The 19,695-nt window shown below is 47.3% G+C and carries 9 protein-coding genes; 8 read left to right on the top strand and 1 reads right to left on the bottom strand.

What is annotated here, in order from left to right:
- Window positions 1-3 precede the first annotated feature (3 nt).
- Window positions 4-4,125, bottom strand: coding sequence for a hybrid sensor histidine kinase/response regulator transcription factor (locus IDJ77_RS19965; protein WP_191190756.1), 4,122 nt, complete (start codon window positions 4,123-4,125; stop codon window positions 4-6).
- Window positions 4,126-4,450: 325 nt separating this feature from the next.
- Here IDJ77_RS19965 and IDJ77_RS19960 point away from each other — a divergent pair, with 325 nt between their 5' ends.
- From IDJ77_RS19960 to IDJ77_RS19925, 8 genes are all read left to right on the top strand, one after another.
- Window positions 4,451-7,423: a SusC/RagA family TonB-linked outer membrane protein gene (locus tag IDJ77_RS19960; protein WP_191190755.1), complete on the top strand. Its 2,973-nt coding sequence runs from the start codon at window positions 4,451-4,453 to the stop codon at window positions 7,421-7,423.
- An 8-nt stretch (window positions 7,424-7,431) separates the two neighbouring features.
- Window positions 7,432-9,012, top strand: a complete 1,581-nt coding sequence (locus tag IDJ77_RS19955; RefSeq protein WP_191190754.1) for a RagB/SusD family nutrient uptake outer membrane protein — start codon at window positions 7,432-7,434, stop codon at window positions 9,010-9,012.
- A gap of 18 nt (window positions 9,013-9,030) precedes the next feature.
- Window positions 9,031-10,104: a SusE domain-containing protein gene (locus tag IDJ77_RS19950; RefSeq protein WP_191190753.1), complete on the top strand. Its 1,074-nt coding sequence runs from the start codon at window positions 9,031-9,033 to the stop codon at window positions 10,102-10,104.
- A gap of 3 nt (window positions 10,105-10,107) precedes the next feature.
- On the top strand, window positions 10,108-11,142 hold the full coding sequence (locus IDJ77_RS19945) for a glycoside hydrolase family 53 protein (protein ID WP_191190752.1): 1,035 nt from the start codon (window positions 10,108-10,110) through the stop codon (window positions 11,140-11,142).
- 17 nt (window positions 11,143-11,159) lie between these two features.
- Complete coding sequence (locus tag IDJ77_RS19940; protein ID WP_191190751.1) at window positions 11,160-13,439, top strand: membrane or secreted protein; 2,280 nt, start codon at window positions 11,160-11,162, stop codon at window positions 13,437-13,439.
- A 10-nt stretch (window positions 13,440-13,449) separates the two neighbouring features.
- On the top strand, window positions 13,450-15,855 hold the full coding sequence (galA, locus tag IDJ77_RS19935; protein WP_191190750.1) for a beta-galactosidase GalA: 2,406 nt from the start codon (window positions 13,450-13,452) through the stop codon (window positions 15,853-15,855).
- A 166-nt stretch (window positions 15,856-16,021) separates the two neighbouring features.
- Complete coding sequence (locus IDJ77_RS19930) at window positions 16,022-17,815, top strand: 7TM diverse intracellular signaling domain-containing protein (RefSeq protein WP_191190749.1); 1,794 nt, start codon at window positions 16,022-16,024, stop codon at window positions 17,813-17,815.
- Between the two features lie 54 nt (window positions 17,816-17,869).
- Window positions 17,870-19,588 carry a DUF6377 domain-containing protein gene (locus tag IDJ77_RS19925; RefSeq protein ID WP_191190748.1) on the top strand — a complete coding sequence of 573 codons (1,719 nt, stop codon included), beginning with the start codon at window positions 17,870-17,872 and terminating at the stop codon, window positions 19,586-19,588.
- Window positions 19,589-19,695: the final 107 nt, after the last annotated feature.

Below are 19,695 nucleotides of genomic sequence, written 5' to 3'. Positions count from 1 at the left end.
TGGCTACCGCTTCAGATCATTTAAAAACTGCGAGGGCGTTTTACCAAACTCTTTTTTAAAGGCTTTGGTGAAGTAAGCCTGCGTTTGGATGCCTACACGCATCATTATTTCGGTAATGGAGGCGTCTTCGTGCGTCATGATGTGGATGGCTTTGTTGAGCCTGATGGTGCGGATAAACTCCACAATGGATTGGCCGGTGAGCCGTTTAATCAGCTCGTACAACTTGGTACGGCTCATGTTGAGGTTGGCGCACAGGTAATCAACATCCAGGTCGGGGTTTTCCAGCTGGGCCTCTATTACCGTTACCAGTTGGTCCATAAACTGCTTGTCTTTATTGGAGTGTACGGTTTCCTTTACCTCGGCCTGGTAGTCGTGTGTGTAGCGTTCTTTCAACTGATCGAGCTGGAGAAACACATTCCTGATAGTGAGCAGTAACAGGTTAATGCTTACCGGTTTCGAAAAATAGAAATCGGCACCACTTTCTATGCCCTCCAGTTTCGCCTCCAGCGAATCTTTAGCAGTAAGCAGGATGAAGGGGATATGTTTGGTTTGCTCGTCGCTCTTTATCAGTTTACAAAGCTCAATGCCATTCATATTGGGCATCATCACATCGCTGATGATCATATTAGGCGACCTGTCGCGGGCCATGGCCAGGCCTTCCTGCCCGTCTTTCGCTTCTATCACATGGTAAATGCTGCCCAGGATCTCTTTCAGGAAGGTGCGTAGCTCAGTGTTATCCTCAACAAGTAAAATATACCTGGCAGCTGCATTTGCTCGGGCTTCGCCGGGTTGTTCCTTCAGATCGGTGCCTTCTGTGGGCTGCGGCCATTCGGTAGTTACGCTTTCCAGCAGTACGGGTTTGTTTTCGCTTATCCAGCGCTCATTTGGCTGGTAATCTGCCTCGTCAACCGGCAGCGCTATCAAAATCTCTGTGCCCTTATTGCGCTCACTGTATACGTTAATGCAGCCTTTATGCAGCAGGGTAAGCGTTTTTACAAAGGCCAGCCCAATACCCGAGCCCAGGTGTGTTGATGTGATGCGGTAATACCGCTGAAAAAGATGTTTGATAGAATCTGCGGAGATGCCAATGCCGGTATCGGCCACCAAAATATACATGTATTGCCGGGCCTGGTAGGTGTTGGTTATCTTCAGCTCATTTTGGTAGGAGGGCTTAAAGTCGCTTTCGTCAAAAAACAACTTCACGGTAATTTCCCCGCCATCGTTGGTGTATTTGAATGCGTTATTGATGAGGTTGAGCAGGATCTTTTCCAGCAGCTGCCTGTCGAAGAATACCTCTTTGCCGCCCAGATCGAAGTTTTGGAGGGTAAACTTAATATGCTTTTGCTCTGCCCACAGGTCAAACTCGTCGGTTATCTCGTTCATAAAAACAGTGATATTGCCGGCGGTAACGTTCAGTTTCAGCACACCCGATTCGGCCTTGCGGAAATCCATCAGCTCGTTTATCAGGTTCATCAGCCGTGTAGCGTTGCGGTACATCAGTTGGTAGGTGCGGCTTTGCTCGGGCTGGCTGCCGTTCCCCATCAGTTTTTCCAGCGGGCCAAGTAACAGGGTAAGCGGGGTACGAAACTCGTGCGAAATATTAGTGAAAAATTGCAGCTGTAACTGGTGCACCTCCTCCTTTTTCTCTTCTTCGAGTTTTTTCAACTGCATGTTTTGCCTGTAGCGGATGATGGCATAGGCCAAGCCCAGGCTAAATAACACACCCAATGTGCGGAACCACCAGGTTAGCCACCAGGGCGGCGTTATGGTAATGGTGATAGATCTGCCAACATTATTCCATACGCCATCATTATTGGCCGCTTTTACGGTGAAGGTATAATCGCCGGGATCGAGGTTGGTGTAGGTGGCCTGCGGTGCGGTGCCGGTGTAATTAAAGCTTTTATCGAAATCGGTTAGCTTGTAAGCGTATTTGTTATTCTCGGGCGCGAGGTAATTTAGCGCGGCAAAGCTGAACGAGATGCTGGATTGCAGATAATTAAGTTCGATATGATCCGTCAGGCTGATATCTTTTTCCAGCGTGGAATCTTTCCCGGGCAGCGCGGATCTGTTAAAGATCTGGAAATCGGTAATGTAAACCGGGGGTACATAGTAGTTGCTTTTAATATCGCGCGGATAGAAGGCGTTGAACCCGTTAATACCGCCAAAGAACATTTGCCCGTTTTTGGTTTTCATGTAGGCGTTCACTTCAAACTCCATCGCCTGCAGGCCATCGCTGGTGTTGAATTTATTGGCGTGGCGGGTGGCGGGGTTTAATTTAACCAGGCCATTGGATGTAGATACCCAAAGGTTGCCTTCATCATCTTCGGTAAGGCCCTTTATAAAATCGTGGCCCAGGCCCGCTTCGGTGGTAAAAAGCGCGAACGCGTTTTTTTGTTTATCGTATTTGTATAAACCCGATTGCCCTATCCATAGTCCCCCGTTATGGTCGGTAAATATTACGCGAAGATCGGGTTTCTTGTTCTCCCTATCAAAGTAATGTTCAAATATTTGGCTTTGCCTGCGGTAGCAGTTAAGCCCGCCGTCATCGGTGCCTATCCATAAATTGCCATCAGCATCCTCATTAAGGGCCACTATATTATTTCCCTGCAGCTTTGTTTTACCGGCCGGATCAGCAATTACCCGGCTGAACTTTTTGGTTGATGGATCGAAACGGTTCAATCCACCAAAATAGGTGCCCACCCACAGCGTGCCAGCCTTATCCTGGTATACACTCTGCACGTAATCTGAGGAGATGGACGATGGATCTGCCGGGTTGTTTTTAAAACTCGTAAACGTACCCGCAGCAGGGTCCATCAGGTTCAGGCCGCCGCCCCAGGTAGAGATCCACAGGCGGTTCTGCTTATCTTCGGTAATATCAAGCACGGCATCACTGCCCAGGCTGGCAGCATCGTTAACACGGTGGCGGTAGGTGGTAAAAGTTTGCTGCTGCTGGTTAAACAGGTTCAGGCCACCGCCATCGGTACCTACCCATATCCTGCCGGTATGGTCTTCTTCAAAGCATTTTACATCATTATAGCTCAGGCTGTTTGCGCCTACTTCCTGCCGGTAAACATTGAATTTTTTTGCGCCGGGGTTGTACAAATTTACGCCCCCGCGGTGGGTGCCTATCCAAAAATTACCCTGCCTGTCCTCAAATATGGCAGATATGGTGCGCTGGCTCAGGCTGTAGGGCTTGGCAGGCTGGTAGGTATACTTAGTAAAAGTTTCTGTATCGCTGTTGAACAGATTTAAGCCGCCGTTAATGGTACCGGCCCAAATGCGGCCCGCCTTATCGCGCAGTAGGCTTAAAACCTGGTCGTTACCCAGGCTGGCAGGGTTTGCATCACTATGGCGATAGGTTTTATATTGGCCATCGGGGGTCAATGCAATTAGTCCCTTGCCTTTTGTGGCAAGCCATATCTGCCCGTTTAGCCCCTGTTGAATAAAGTTGATGCCAAGGCCGCTATCCTTTATTTGCAGGGCGAAGCTTTTGGTGACGGGGTTGTACTTTACTAATCCACCATCTGCCGCTATCCAAATGTTTTTTTTGTTATCCTGTAAAATGTAATTAACAGAACCCTGCAGCATGGGGTTTGTAATGTGCGAGAATTTTTTGCTGCCGCGATCGAATATATCCAGGCCTTTATTGGTGCAGATCCACATGTTTTTATCCGCATCCTCCATGATGCAGTTAATGGTATTGCCGGTTATGCTGTTCGCGTCAGCCTGTTTTACATAAGAGGTGAAAGATTTTGTGGTTTCGTCAAAGCGGTTAAGTCCGTTTAGCGTGCCTACCCAAAGCGTGTTTTGTTTATCGGTATAAAGGCAGGTGATGTAATTATCGCTTAAGGTACCCGGCTTACCTTTTTCGTTCCGGAATACCGTCATCCGGTAGCCATCGTAAAGGTTCAAGCCATCGCGCGTGCCTATCCAGATAAAGCCGCGGCTGTCCTGGGTGATGGCTTCGATGGTACTGTTTGATAAGCCCTGATCGTAATTAATATGCTTAAAAGTGATGCCCGGCGCCTGGGCGAAGGAGAAGGTTGTTGCCGATAGCCATCCACAGCCGGCTAACACTGCAAAGCGCAGGCAAAAGCATAAAAACCGGGCTGTAAATTTAGTCATGATCTGTTCCTGGTAATTGCTTTTAAGGCTAACGGGCAATCCCCCATAATGGTTATTCAATTATAGGCTTTATTGGCCGATTTATTTTAAAACAGGCCCATTTAATGAACTTTTGCCCTATAAAAATGCTGATTCGGACAATATTTAAGCTGATTTGCACAAAGCCCCGGGCATAAGCGCAGCCTAACTTGCAACTGTTTTGTAACACACCAATTATACCAATTTTCTTGTTTAACAGTTTTTGCCGGCAATGCCATTGTTAATGCAGGGGGATAAATTATCGGTGCTTGTTTACAGGCCGAACCAAACCAATTAAACCAATTAAATGAAAAAACTTTATCTAAAACTAACACTTTTATTAGTGTTTATTTTCACCGCGCTGTGCGTTCATGCGCAAACCGGCAGCATCAGCGGGCAGGTGCTTGATGAAACCGGGCTGCCCCTACCGGGAGCCACCGTTTCGGCGGGCGACAAGGCTACTATTACTAATACCGAGGGTAAATACACTATTACAGGTTTACCCGCAGGGAGTATTTCGGTGTCGGTAAAATTTGTGGGTTACCAGGTTTTGCAGCAGATGGTTACCGTTAACGGCGATACCAAGTTTAATGCAAGCCTTAAGCCATCGTCAACCGGGCTGAACGAGGTGGTCGTGATCGGTTATGGTACTGTGCAGAAAAAGAATCTAACGGGTGCCGTATCTACAGTAACTTCAAAAGATTTCCAGAAAGGCAGCATCACTACGCCGGAGCAACTGATAGCGGGTAAAGTACCGGGTATCAGCATTACTTCAAATGGTGGTTCGCCGGGCTCGGGGAGTGTTATCCGTGTACGTGGCGGGGCATCGCTCTCGGCAAGTAACGATCCCTTAATTGTGATTGATGGCGTACCGTTAAGCAATAACAGCATTTCCGGCGCATCAAACCCGTTGAGTTTGATCAATCCGAATGATATCGAAACCTTTACGGTGCTTAAAGATGCATCCGCCACGGCCATCTACGGCTCGCGGGCATCAAACGGGGTAATTTTAATTACCACCAAAAAAGGTACATCGGGCGCGCCTAAGTTTAACTTTAGTACCCAGCTATCGGCCTACAAAGTCGGCAAAAAGCTGGATGTGCTTACCCCGGCCGAGTTTCGCGATTATGTGACCTCCAAAGGCACCCCGGCGCAAATTGCCATGCTGGGTACCGAAAATACCGACTGGCAGGATAAGATCTACCAAACATCCCTGGGTACTGATAATAACCTGAGTGTTTCGGGCGCTTATAAGAATATGCCTTATCGCATATCCGGCGGTTACTTAAGGCAGGTGGGCGTACTCATCACTGATAAATTACAGCGTACTACCGGTAGCATCACCCTAAACCCTAAGTTTTTTGATAACCACCTGAAGGTAGACCTGAACCTGAAAGGTGCATTAACCGAAAGCCGCTTTGCCAATCAGGGCGCTATCGGCTCAGCCGTTTTCTTTGATCCTACGCAACCGGTTTACGCAAAAAACTCCTTCGGTAATTATTACGAGTGGACCAACACCAGCAGCGATGGCTCGGTTATACCCAACAACCTTGCGCCCCGTAACCCTGTAGGGCTTTTGGCGCAGCGCAGCGATAACAGCCAGGTAAAACGCAGCTACGGCAATGCGCAGTTTGATTACTCGATGCACTTTTTACCCGAATTGCATGCCAACTTAAACTTAGGGTACGATATCTCTAACGGTAAAGGCACTACGTACGTTCCGGCTAACGCCGCGCAGAGTTTTGCGGTACAGGGCCTCGATAACAACTATCAGCAAAACATCAATAATAAAGTAGGCGAGTTTTATCTTAACTACAATAAAGACCTGAAAGGCATTAAAAGTAATATCAACGTAACCGCTGGTTATGGTTATTACGATTTTTTAACCAAGATCTTCTTTTATCCAAGCTACAACGCCAACCATGATGTGGTAGCCGGTTCGGAGCCTGCCTTCCCGTTTGATAAACCGCAAACCACGCTGATATCTTATTACGGCCGTGCTATTTATACGTTCGATAATAAGTACATCCTGGCCGGGTCGGTACGTACGGACGGTTCATCGCGCTTCGCACCGGAAAACCGCTGGGGTGTGTTCCCTTCAGCAGCCTTTACCTGGAGGATTAATCAGGAGGATTTCCTGAAGGATTCTAAAACCATCAGCGATCTTAAACTTCGCCTGAGCTACGGTATCACCGGGCAGCAGGACGGTATCCCGTATTACTCGTACCTGCCTACGTACGCCTTAAGTATTGCCTCGGCAAAATACCAGCTGGGCGACACTTTTTACAGTATGTACGCGCCGCAGGCTTACGATAAATCTATCAAATGGGAGCAAACAGCAACGTACAACGCCGGTATGGACTTCGGCTTATTTGATGGCCGCGTGAACGGTAGTGTGGATGTGTATTTTAAGAAAACAAAAGACTTGCTGAATAATATCCCTATCCCGCTGGGCTCTAACTTCAGCAACTTTATTACTACTAACGTAGGTAATATAGAGAATAAGGGTGTAGAGTTTGCCATCAATGGCGTACTGGCGCAAAGCAGCAGCGTTAACTGGACAGCAGGCTTCAACTTTACCTATAATAGCAACAAAATAACCAAATTGACCAACGTAGAGAACCCTACTTACCCCGGCGTTTTAACCGGTGGTATCTCGGGTGGTACAGGTAACACCGTGCAGGTGAACTCGGTTGGCTATAACACTTTTTCATACTACCTGTACAAGCAGGTTTATGATGCTGCGGGCAAACCCAAAGAAGGGATCTACGAGGATTTGAACGGCGATAATATCATCAACGAGAAGGATCTTTATCGCTTTCAGTCATCGGTACCTAAATACATCTTAGGTTTCAGCACACAGTTTAGCTACAAAAAATGGTCGCTTTCTACCGTATTGCGTGCCAATTTGGGTAACTATGTTTACAACAACGTAAAAGCCAATGCGGGTGTTACCCGCGGCATTTTAAACCCGGGCGGTTACTTGGGCAATGCCAGCACCGAAATCTTTAAAAGCGGCTTTGATAATAACCAATACCTCAGCGATTATTATGTAGAAAACGGCTCGTTCCTGCGGATGGATAACTTAGGGCTATCGTACAATGCGGGTAAAATATTCGGCCCTACAAGCAAAGTTGGGCTGCGTTTGAACGCTAACTGCCAAAACGTGTTCATCGTAACCAAATATTCCGGCCTCGACCCGGAGATCAGCAGCGGTATCGATAATAACTTTTACCCCCGCCCGCGCACATTTGTATTAGGTGTTAACCTTGATTTTTAATTACGACCATGAAAAAATTCAATTATATAATAGGCTTATCCGCGCTGATATTGTTATCGGCCGGGTGCAAAAAGGACCTTAACCGGGTGCCAACAAACGCCATCACTGCCGACGCAGCTTACAGCAGCCCCGCAGGTTACAAACAGGTACTGGCAAAAATGTATGGCGGCTTTGCCCTAACCGGCAACGGCGGTCCGGATGCTACCGTAGGAGATGTAGCCGGGATAGACCAAGGTTCATCAGATTTTCTGCGCCTGTTTTGGAATATGCAGGAATTAACTACCGATGAAGCCGCCATTGTTTGGAACGACCCGGGTTTGCAGGATTTCCACGTAATGAACTGGACATCAACCAACATTATGGTGCGCGGGCTTTATAGCCGCAGCATGTACCATATTACAGCGCTTAACGAGTTTATCCGCGAATCGACCGATGCTAAGCTAAGCAGTCGTAACATTACCGGTACCGAAGCGGATAACATTCGCCATTACCAGGCAGAAGCAAGGTTTTTAAGGGCCTACGAGTACTGGGTGTTATTAGACTTGTATGGCAACCCGCCATTTGTTACCGAGAACGACCCGATAGGCAAATTCATCCCTCCGCAGATAAAACGTGCTGATCTGTTTACCTACATCGAATCGGAACTGAAAGCGATAGAGCCTTTATTGGTTGCTGCCAAACAAAATGAGTACGGCCGTGCCGATAAAGCAGCTGCTAATGCGTTGCTGGCAAGGCTTTACCTGAACGCCGAAGTTTACACAGGTAAAGAGCACAATACCGATGCCATTACCTACGCGCAAAAAGTGATCGGCTCGGGATATACCTTACATCCGAAGTATGCCAACCTTTTCCTGGGCGATAACAATTTAAACAACCCGGAAACTATCCTGGCGCTTAACTACGATGGCGTAAACTCACAAAGCTACGGTGGTACAACGTATCTCATTAACGCGGCCATCAGCGGTGCGCTCGATCCCAAAACCTTTGGCGTACCAAACGGCGGCTGGAGCGGTATGCGTGCCACCAAAAACCTGCCTTTGCTGTTTGCAGATTATAGCGGCGCAACCGATAAACGCGCCAAGTTTGCCGGCAGCAATATCGAAATGAATGATCTTACGGTTTATACCGATGGGCTTGCGGTTACCAAGTTTAGCAACATAACTTCTACGGGTACTATCCCGGCATCGCCAAATGGTGTTTATTCTTCTACCGATTTCCCACTGTTCCGCCTTGCAGAAATGTACCTCATTTATGCGGAGGCTGTTAAACGCGGCGGTACCGGTACCGAGGGGCAGGCAGTTACTTACCTTAACCTGTTGCGTACCCGTGCCTATGGCAATGCCAGCGGCAACATATCTACCTATACTTTAAACGATATTTTAGACGAGCGCGGCCGCGAATTGTATTGGGAAGGCTTCCGCCGTTCGGATCTGATCCGCTACGGCAGGTTCACCGGTGATAATTATCTGTGGCCATGGAAAGGTGGTGCCAAGGCCGGTAAAGGGGTGGAAAACTTCCGTGTGCTTTATCCCTTACCATCAACAGATATTATTGCCAACCCAAATTTGGTACAAAACGCAGGTTATTAATTTTTACAGATCATAAAGATGAAAAAGAATATAATAAAAGCATTATTTGGCACGCTTGCACTGTTGATCATCATCAGCGGCTGCAAACGGGACGATATACTGGTTAAATCTTCAGACGGTACAGCGCCCGCGCTAACTGCTACCGCAAGCACATTAGTGCTTAGCAGCGATAAGGCAACAACCGAGGCCGTAGCTTTCAGCTGGAATAAGGCCGATTACGGCTACAACGCCGCAGTGCAATACACCCTGCAATTAGATAAGGCAGGCAATAATTTTGCCGCGCCCAAAGAGGTTGCCATAGATGCGGCAGCCAGCACGCAAAAGTTTAACGTTGCCGATTTTAACAACGCCCTGGCATTAATGGGGTACTCGGCAGGCACAGCTTCCGGCCTGGAGGTAAGGGTTAAAGCAGAACTGCGCCCCGGCGTAAATACGCTTTACAGCAATGTGGTAAACCTAATGGTAACTACTTACCCCATCATCATTGTTTACCCGGGGCTGTTCGTACCCGGCGCATACCAGGGCTGGACCCCGGCTACCGCGCCAAAAGTTGCCTCGGTAAAAGATGATAAGGTTTACGAAGGTTATGTTGATTTCAACAACGCTACCGATTTTGCTTTCAAATACACCGAAGATGTGGAGTGGAAAGTGAACTACGGCTGGGCGAGCAGCACCAATACTGATAGCTATGCCGGCGGTACATTTGCTATGGGCGCCAGCGGGAATCTTTTCGTACCCTCTAAAGGTTATTACCTGCTAAAGGCCAATGTAAATAACAGCACCTGGAGCGCTACCAAAACGTCCTTCGGTATTATTGGCGATAGCACACCGGGTGGTTGGGATAACGATACCGATATGACCTTCAGTTCCACCACGCAGGAGTGGAAGATAACCACTAACCTTGTTGGCGGTAAAAAGATAAAATTCCGCGCGAACGACAGCTGGGACATTAATTATGGTGATAATGCACCGGCAAATGGTTTCCTGAAACTGAATGGCGCTGATATCACCGTACCTGCCGATGGTAATTACACCGTTGTGTTAAATTTATCAAACCCGGGCAATTACTCGTACACCATCACCAAAAACTAAGTAATGAAGAAATTATTTATAGGAATCAGCATTATAACAACAGCGCTTTTTGCGGGCTGTACCAAAGATATTACCGCGCCCGATTTCCCGGACGCGCCGCTTGCGGCTAACTATGCAAAAGGGGCCGACGTAAGCTGGGTAAGCGAAATGGAAGCAGCCGGCATTAAATTTTATAACAACGCCGGTACCCAGCAGGACCTCTTCCAGATATTGAAGGATAAGGGCATCAACTCCATTCGCCTGCGGGCATGGGTAAACCCGGCCGCCGGCTGGAATAATACGGCCGATGTAGTTGCCAAAGCACAGCGGGCAAAGAACGCGGGTTTCCGCATCCTGCTCGATCTGCATTATAGCGATATCTGGGCCGATCCGGGCCACCAGGCAAAACCTGCCGCGTGGGTGGGGCAGGATATCACCGCGTTGAAAGCATCTGTAGGCACGTATACCCTAAGCGTAATGAATGCGTTGAAAGACAAAGGCATTACACCCGAGTGGGTGCAGGTTGGTAACGAAACCAATAACGGGATGCTTTGGGATGAAGGCAAGGCATCGGTTAACATGAAAAATTATGCCGACCTGGTACAAGCGGGCTATGCCGCCGTTAAAAGCGTAAGCAGCACCAGCAAAGTTATTGTACACGTTTCTAACGGGTATGATAATGGCCTGTTCCGCTTTATATTTGATGGACTGAAGGCAAACGGCGCTAATTGGGATGTTATCGGCATGTCGCTTTATCCAACAGCGGCTAACTGGCAAACCCTCAATGCGCAATGCCTTACCAATATGAATGATATGGTAACACGCTACGGTAAAGAAGTAATGCTGGCGGAGGTAGGAATGCCCGTTGCAGAAGCTACGGCAGCAAAGGCGTTTTTAACCGATATCATTACCAAAAACAACAGCCTTTCCGGCGGCAAGGGGCTCGGCGTTTTCTATTGGGAACCACAGGCTTATAGTGGTTGGCAAGGTTACCAGCTTGGCGCTTTTGATGCCAGCGGTAAGCCAACAATTGCAATGGATGCATTTTTAATAAAGTAGTTACATATAATTGGTTGATGAGATTTAAGGCTTTAATAATTGTAACCTGCTTTTACCTGTTTGGCGCGGCCACTGTTGGTCGCGCGCAAACTGGTGTGCCAAAAAATAAGGCGAACGAAATTTATATCGATGCAAAAGGCATTATCCGTTTGCAAAAAGACGATAGCGAGGCAAGCTTTTTCGGTGTGAACTATACTGTGCCTTTTGCTTATGGCTATCGTTCGCATAAAAAGCTGGGCGTAGATCCCGAGAAAGCGATAGACGCGGATGTTTACCATCTGGTCCGGCTTGGCGTAACAGCCTTCCGTGTGCATGTTTGGGATACCGAGATAAGTGATTCGCTGGGAAACCTGAAGAATAACGAGCATTTACGCTTGTTTGATTACCTGCTTGCCAAACTGGAGGAGCGCGGCATCCGCAGCATTATCACACCCATAGCTTTCTGGGGTAATGGCTATCCTGATAAGGACGAGCATACCGGAAGCTTCTCCGACGTTTATGGTAAGGAGAAAGCATTGGTAAACCCCAAAGCTTTTGAAGCGCAGGAGCGTTACCTGATACAGTTTTTTAGGCACGTAAACCCTTACACCAAAAAAACCTACGGTGCCGACAGGTTTGTTATCGCTACCGAAATAAACAACGAACCACACCACAGCGGCCCAAAAGCGCTTACTACAACTTACATTAACCGCATGATGGCGGCTATAAAAAGTACCGGGTGGACAAAGCCTGTATTCTACAATATCAGCGAATCGCCGTGGTACGCGGATGCTGTCGCGGCCTCTACCGCTAACGGTTTCAGCTTTCAGTGGTATCCAACCGGGCTGGTATCGGGTCACGAACAATTGGGTAACCTGTTACCGCATGTAGATCATTATGCTATTCCTTTCGATACTATTCCGACATTCAAAAATAAGCCGCGGATGGTTTACGAGTTCGAATCGGGCGATGTATTGCAGCCCTACATGTACCCGGCAATGGCACGTAGCTTTAAAACAGCGGGCTTCCAGTGGGCCACGCAATTTGCTTACGACCCTATGGCAACCGCCTATGCCAATACCGAATACCAAACACATTATTTAAATTTGGCCTATACGCCGTCAAAGGCCATTAGTCTGCTGATAGCAGGTAAGGTTTTCAAGCAGGTGCCGATATATAAGTCGTACGGAACATACCCGGCCGATACCGTTTTCTCTGCATTCCGCGTAAGCTATAAGCAGCAGCTAAGCGAAATGAACGCGCCGGCGGAATTTTACTATTCCAACAGTACTTCCTCGGTGCCGGTACAGGCAAAAGCTTTACAGCATGTGGCCGGGGTTGGTTCTTCGCAAGTGATAAAATACACAGGCAGCGGTGCTTATTTTTTAGATCGTATTACGCCCGGCGTTTGGCGTTTAGAAGTAATGCCCGATGCGGTTAGGCTCGGCGATCCTTTTGAGCGTACCTCTTTGGATAAAAAAGTGACAGGTATCGCCTATGGGAAACAGCAGATGCAGATCAACCTGGATGATTTGGGTGCGGACTTTAATTTTGTGCAAATTAATGCACCGGGTACTTCGGCCACTGCGAACCGCAGGCTTGTAATTGTAACTCCCGGTGTTTACCTGCTCAGAAAAAAGGGCCTTGCGTCTACAACAATCGCTGCGGATACAAAGGTAGGTAACCTGCGCATGAACGAGTTTTACGCACCTGCGCCAACGGATAACGTTGTTGGCACGCCCGCGAAACTTCAAAGCGGGTTTTCGGCATCGGCACCGACTAACGGCCTGCAGCTTTATGAACCCACCGCCAACCGCGAAACCGCAACAATCTATTCGCCCGAATGGAGAAGCGATACTTACGATTACATCACCGGGCAGCAAGGCAAAAAAGTGCTCGACCTTAAACACCTGTTTGGCGCCAAAGCAGGCGGCATGGAAGTTTTTGTAAAACCGGCACTGATAGCGCACAAAACCCAACTGCAGGGATACAAATCAATAATAATAACCGCAGGGGCAGATACCGCGATGGATATTAAGGTTACCCTGGTGGATGAAGATGCCAACGCCTATAGCGCCGTAATAAAAATCGATAAGCAGTTAAAAGAGATCAGGGTGCCGCTACGCTCCCTCAAAAAAGATGAAATGGTGCTGCTGCCGCGTCCTTATCCCGGTTTCCAGGCATTCAGCTTCAAGTCGCCCGGCAACGCGGGTTTGCAACTGCAAAAAATAGAGAAACTACAGGTGGCCATTCCGGGTCAATTCCAACATAAATTTTCAGTTCAACTCGGCGAAGTACGCTTAGAAACAAACAACTAAAACCGCTTTAATGAATTTTTTATCACGCTGCATTTTAGGATGCTTAGGCACTTTTTGTATCCTTACCTCATCATTTGCACAGCAAAACAGTGGGCGTAAGCGCGAATCATTTAACGATGGCTGGAAGTTTCAGTTGGGCAATGCTGCCGATGTGGCTAAAGATGCCAACTACGGGTTGGCAGTAATTTTCTCCAAATCGGGCAAAGCCGAAAACACAGCTATCGCGCCAAAATTCAACGATTCTGCCTGGCGCAGCGTACAATTACCGCATGATTGGGCGGTTGAACTGCCCTTCGTAAATAAGGATAACGAGAACCTGAAAGACCATGGTTACCGCCCGGTAGGCGGGCTTTTCCCGCAGAACAGCATTGGCTGGTACCGTAAAAAATTCAGCGTTGCCGCTGCTGATTCTGGGAGGCGTTTTAGCATTACTTTCGACGGCATCTTTCGCGATGCCAAGGTTTGGGTGAACGGTTTTTATTTAGGCGGAAACGAAAGTGGTTACGTCGGTTTCACACGCGATATTACCGACTATGTCAGCTTTAAAAACCCTAACGTAATTGTAGTACGCGCCGATGCCACCCAGGCCGAAGGCTGGTTTTACGAAGGTGCCGGTATCTACCGCAATGTGTGGCTGAATAGCTACGATAACCTGAGCATTGCCGATGATGTATTTGTACATAGCGTGGTAAACGGCAGTACGGCCAATGTTACCATAGAAGCTACCGTACAAAACGAGGCGCTTAAACCAACCACAGGCAGTTTTTATGCCGAGATAACCGACAGGAACGGTAAACTCATCGGCAAAACACAGCCACAGCCATTCACCATAGCGCAATTGGGCAGCCAGTTTTTAAAGCAGCAGCTTACGTTAAGTAATGTTAATCTCTGGTCGATAGAGCAGCCTTATTTGTATCACATAAAATCCATTGTAACGGTAGGGGGCAGGCAGGTTGATAGCCGCGAGATCCGCTTTGGCGTGCGCACGGTTGAAATAAAGGCCGACGGCGTATTTTTAAACGGTAAATTCATCAAAATAAAAGGCACCAATAACCACCAGGATCATGCGGGCCTGGGCGCCGCTCTGCCCGATTATTTGCAATATTACCGCATTGGCTTACTCAAGCAAATGGGCTCCAACGCTTACCGTACCAGTCACCACGCGCCCACGCCCGAATTGCTGGATGCATGCGATAGCCTGGGGATGCTGGTACTGGATGAGCAGCGTTTGCTGAACAGTTCGCCGGAGTATATGGATCAGTTTGAAAGGTTGTTAAAACGCGACCGTAACCATCCAAGCGTGTTTCTATGGTCAATAGGAAATGAGGAAGGTTACGCGCAAACCAATAGCTTTGGCAAACGCATAGCGCAAACCCTGCTGGCCAAACAGGTGCGGCTCGATCCAACCCGCACCAGTACCTACGCCGCCGATCTGGCCAATGTGTATACTGGTGTTAACGAAGTGATCCCGGTAAGGGGATTCAACTACAGGCAATTCGCGGTAGCAGAATACCATAAGGATCATCCAAATCAACCCATCCTCGGTACCGAAATGGGGAGTACGCTCACTACAAGAGGCGTTTATGTAAAAGATACCATAACCGGTTACCTGCCCGATGAGGATATCACCGCGCCATGGTGGGCCAGCAAGGCCGAAGAATGGTGGCCGCTTGCCGCAAATAATACTTACTGGCTTGGCGGTTTTGTGTGGACGGGCTTTGATTACCGGGGCGAGCCAACGCCTTTTAAATGGCCAAACGTAAACTCACATTTTGGGCTGATGGATGTTTGCGGTTTCCCCAAAAACCTTTATTACTACTACCAATCGTGGTGGAAGGATGAGGATGTGCTGCACGTATCGCCGCATTGGAACTGGAAGGGCAAAGAAGGGCAGAAAGTGAACGTTTGGGTAAACTCCAATGCTGATGATGTGGAACTGTTTTTAAACGGTAAAAGCCTCGGCAAAAAAACAATGCCCCGCAACAGCCACCTCGAGTGGGATGTAGCCTATCAACCGGGGACTTTAAAGGTTGTGGGTAGACGCAATGGCAAAAAGATAGTAAGCGAAGTGAAAACTACCGGGGAGCCGTACAAAATAAAACTTTCCCCATCCAAAAATACATTACTTGCCGATGGGCGCGATGCAGTTGTAATGAACGTAAGCGTACTGGATAAAAACGGACTGGAAGTGCCGGACGCGGCCAATCTCATCGAATTTTCCTGCGAGGGCGCAAGTATCATCGGCGTTGGTAACGGCGACCCCAGCAGCCACGAAGCCGACAAAATGGACGGGCAATGGAAACGGAATTTGTTTAGCGGTTATTGCCAGGTAATTATCCGGGCAGGCAGTACGCCGCAAAAGGCAAGCATCAAAGCAGGCTCGAAGGGCTTGCTACCGGCAGAGCTACATTTTTAGCCAATTGCATATGGCTGTTCTTTTCAACAACTAAAAGGAGTATCGCGGGGATAAACCAAATAGCTGGCAATTTATCATTGTAATATTTATAAATTGCTGGCTATTTGGGTGAAGCACGTTCGGCGTGAATTAACCCACCCGTGATTCCCCAAATGGCTGTTGTTTAATGAGAAGGTTAATATCGTTTGCGCTTACAAAGGGCCTGCCCGCAGCCATTGTTTTTTTATTTTGCTGCGCACTTTTGGCGCCGTTTGATTCGGGTGCGCAAACGCGGTATACATTAGATAATTCTCCATCTATAAAGATAAATTCTTACCAGGTAATGCCCGATAAGGGTTATAACATTGGGCAACTGGCGAACGATACGACCCTCGTTTTTAAGGATGATTCGTTAAGGGCATCGGCGAGCGATTTTTACTGGGTTAAGCTTATGGTTGATAACCCGTATCCCAACAATGAAGATTATCGCCTCTCGGTGCAATTATTAAATTATACGTTGTATCAGTTTAATCTGCTCAACAAAAAGTGGGAGGGACGCAGCGCCGGGTTAAGTATTAACAGCAAGGAGCGTACCGCAAGTGTTATGCCGCTGCTGTTGCAAAAGCATTCGCAAAACATACTCTATTTAAAAATAGATGTTAGAGAGCTTAAGGCGTTTAGCCATGCGTTTAAACCAACCATCAGCCTGGAAAAGGCCTACATCTACGAAACGCGCGAACAATATTTTACACTTGCCTACGTGTTCTGCTGTATCGTGCTCATCAGTTTTTCGTGCTATAACCTGTATGTATACTTCCATTTAAAAGATAAGGCATACCTGTTTTTTGTGATTGTGCAGGTAGGCTCCCTTATCTACATCACCGGCAACCAGTCGTTTTTAAATGTTCTTCTCCCGTTCAGGGCGTACAATTTAACCATGTTCTCAGACGGGCGAACGCAATTTTTAGACCTGAATGATTTTATTGAACACTTTGGGGTAACTATGCTTTTTTGGGGCTTTTTGCATTTTACATGTTCCTATTTGCGTACCAGGGAGTTTTTACCGGTGTACGATAAATTGCTTAAAACGCTCGCCTACATTTATGTAGTGTTAGAAATTATCCCGATCACGTTAACTATAACCAGGCTATATTATATAGATATTGTATCCGCCGCAAACGTATTTATACTCATCATGATCGCGGCCTGCATCACTACAGGCATAGTGGCTTATAAGCGTAAAATTGTGGGTGCCCAGCATTTTTTGATCGCTAACCTAATTCCCGCATTAATTGCCGCTACCATCTCGGTATACGTATTAAGATACGATACTGCCAGTTATTTATTAGCGGAAATGGCCGTCCTATCCCAGTTGTTTACATTCGCCGCGGCATTGGTGGCCCGTATAAAGGTGATAAACGACGATTTGAAAACCAAAGAAATAGAAGCCATACAACTGGAAAAAGATGTCACTGTAACCGAATACAAGCGCTTACTTATAGAACAAGAGAACAAACACATTACCTTAACCATGGAGCTGGAAAAGGAAAAGAATGAGCTGTTGCAGCAACGCCTGGAGGCAAACCAGCGCGAACTGGTGGGGAATAGTTTATATATCCATCAAAAAAATAAACTGCTTTCTGATCTTAAACTGCAGATAGAGGATATAGATCACTTGTACCCGGATACCAAGCCCGAATCTTTAAAAAACATACAGCTCTCCTTAAAAGGCGGGCAGTACCTTGATGAAGAATGGGATAAATTTAAAATGCATTTTGAGCAGGTACACCCCAGTTTTTTTAACAACCTGCAGGCTGCTCATCCGCAGTTAACCAGGTACGAGTTAAGGCTGTACGCCTATTTCCATATCAACCTTTCTACCAAGGAAATTGCCGCCCTGCTTAATATAGCGCCATCGAGCGTACGGCAGGCCAAAGCCCGTTTAAATAAAAAAATGAACGTTAAGCATTCAATCGGTTAGCAGCATAAATTCCCGCTAAGATTTAGTTAACTTTGAAGCTACAGCGAAAAAATAATGCAGCGGTTGGGAGGAAAGATAAAGCAACAAATAGGAATATACTTGTTTTCGGGCTTGCTTTACTGCTTGCTGTTGTTTGCAGGCAATGTTGCCGCCAACAAGGATACCTGGCAAAGTATATTGAACCAGGCGATAGAAAACAAGGCAAAGTACGAACAGGCCAAGTTGCGCGATATTCAGCATCTGAAGAAACAGCTTGCCGCAAATTATTCTTCTTTACCAGCGCGTTACAATAATTACCAAAAACTATTTAATGCCTACAAATCCTTCGTGCACGATTCGGCTTACGTGTATTGCCAAAAGCTTAACAATGTTGCCCACCTGCTGAACGACCCGGGAAAGATCAATTATGCCAAGGTAAATATGGGCTTTGTGCTGGTATCTGCAGGGATGTTTAAGGAGGGGCTGGATACACTGAATAAAGTAGACCCCCAAAAATTAAGCGAAAGCCAGCGCTACGAATACCTTTTTTTACAGGCCCGCAGCCATTTCGACCTGGGCGATTACGATAAAATAAACGATTATTATCAAAAATACAGTGCTATTGGGCTTGCGTATTGCGATTCTATCATCGCTTCCACCAAACCAAATACGTACGAAAATTTATCGGCCGTAGGCTTAAAAGCGCTGCGCACCGGGCAATACAAAGCCGCGCTGGAGCCGTATAACAGGATCATGCGCATCCCGCAATCATACCAGGACAGCGCCATTAATTACAGCTGCCTCAGTTATATTTATAAGGAATTGAACCAACCGGAGCAATCCATCAGCTACCTGATGCAGGCGGCAATTATTGATAATACCCACTCTACCAAAGAGGCGGTAGCCCTCACCAACCTGGCCGAATACTATTACCAGCAGGGCGATGCAAAAACGGCGTTCACTTATATCAACAGCTCTATTGATGATGCCAATTTTTACGGAGCCAGGCACCGCGAGGCGCAGATCAGTAGCATTATGCCCATTATTCAGGCAGAAAAGATCAACGGGATAGAAAAGCAAAAGCGGTCGCTCACCATATACGCTTCTATCATCACCTCGCTTATTGTGGTGGTTATTATATTCAGTTTTATTACGGCAAGGCAGCTAAAGAAACTGAGGATTGCCGACCAGGTGATCGTAAACAAAAACCAGGACCTGAACGTGGCCAACGACTCGCTCACCAGGGTGAATAAGGTGCTGGATAGCACCAACCGCTCGCTATCGCGCATTAATACCAAGCTGGACGAGGCCAACATTATTAAGGACGAGTACATCGGCTACTTTTTTAATATCCACTCAGATTATATCGAAAAGATAGACCGCCTGAAACGCTCTATCGACAAAAACCTGAAGGAAAAACGCTACGAAGAAGTGATGCTGGTGCTCAACAGGCTAAACACCAACTTCGAGCGGGAGAACCTCTACCATAGTTTTGATAAGGTATTCCTCAACATCTTCCCCAATTTTATTGATGATTTTAACGCGCTGTTTGATGCCGATCACCGGGTGCATTTTCAGGAACATCATTTACTGAATACCGAGCTGCGCATCTTCGCGCTGATCCGTCTTGGGATAGACGAGAACGAAACCATTGCCAAGATCTTGAATTACTCTGTTAACACCATCTACACCTACAAAACCAAGGTGAAAAATCGCTCCTTTGTACCTAACGATGAGTTTGAGGAGCGGATAATGCTGATAAAAGCGGTGAAGGAAGTGGCAGATTTAAGCTAACAACTACGATGTCATCTCGACCCGAGGAACGAGGGAGAGATCTTGTTAGTTATGCAAGGCCCGATATGCAAATCCGCTCTGCTGGTCCAACAAGATTCCTCGTCGCT

Origin of the sequence: Mucilaginibacter pankratovii (genome assembly GCF_014773265.1) — a bacterium.
In the GTDB taxonomy this organism is placed as follows: Bacteria; Bacteroidota; Bacteroidia; order Sphingobacteriales; family Sphingobacteriaceae; genus Mucilaginibacter; species Mucilaginibacter pankratovii.
The sequence above is the reverse complement of the archived record's forward strand: the minus strand, read 5'-3'. Positions and strand labels throughout refer to the sequence as shown.